Below are 892 nucleotides of genomic sequence, written 5' to 3' on the forward strand. Positions count from 1 at the left end.
ACTCACAGCCTCTGCAGCGAATATGCTCATCTTTCTGGGCACGCTCTACCTATATTCACCCATGTTGCCGCTTTATAAGCTGATCCTCGGAGCCTTCTGCATCTCGTGCTTCATATTTACTTCGTACGTGAACCTGAAACTCAACCGAGAGCGTTACAACGTGTTCCTCAACGCTCTCGAGGCCCGTGTCCAGCACAACGCGGCAGAGGAGAGGGGTAAAGCTCTCCTCCTTTTGTCCAACACTGACTCGCTCACTGGGCTGGAAAACCGCCGGGCTGTCGATGAGCGACTGCGTGATTACTGGCGACGTTGGCTCGACCATAGGTCGATGTTCTACGTGCTGCTGCTCGATGTCGATTACTTCAAACGATACAACGACCGCTATGGTCATCAAGAGGGTGACCGGTGCCTTGTCGCTGTGTCCCATCTTCTTCAAGAGGTTGTCAATTCCCACGGAGCTAGGATTGCACGTTACGGCGGCGAGGAATTCATCATCATCGCGCAGCAGCAAAGCGTTGAGGACGCCATCGCTTTTGCAGAGGCGATCAAGTCTGCCATACGTGCGCTGGCTTTACCTCATGAGAACCAACGAGATGGAACCTCGATCGTTACGGTCAGCATCGGATTATCGTTCGCTAGGAACCAGACCAAGCACCTCGACCGAGTTGTCCACGAAGCGGATCTTGCCCTTTACGCTGCGAAGAAAGGCGGTCGGAACGCGGTGGTGGTCTTCGATCCTGGTGATGCGAGGACACGGGATGACGAGGAGGACATAGCAGCGATCCTGAAGGTAGCGGTCGCCCAGCGGCTTGTATCCCTCGTCTATCAGCCGATCCGAAATGTTCAGACGGGCAGAGTGGCGGCTGCAGAGGCTCTGATGCGCTTGCGTCGG

1 protein-coding gene is annotated in these 892 nt (G+C 55.4%); it reads left to right on the forward strand.

The genetic code is table 11. From position 1 onward, the window contains the following. Positions 1-22 precede the first annotated feature (22 nt). Positions 23-892, forward strand: an 870-nt coding sequence (locus ASF70_RS24500; protein ID WP_244473929.1) for a GGDEF domain-containing protein, incomplete at its 3' end; no start/stop codon positions are given.

Source organism: Rhizobium sp. Leaf321, from assembly GCF_001423215.1.
GTDB classification, from domain to species: domain Bacteria; phylum Pseudomonadota; class Alphaproteobacteria; order Rhizobiales; family Rhizobiaceae; genus Neorhizobium; species Neorhizobium soli.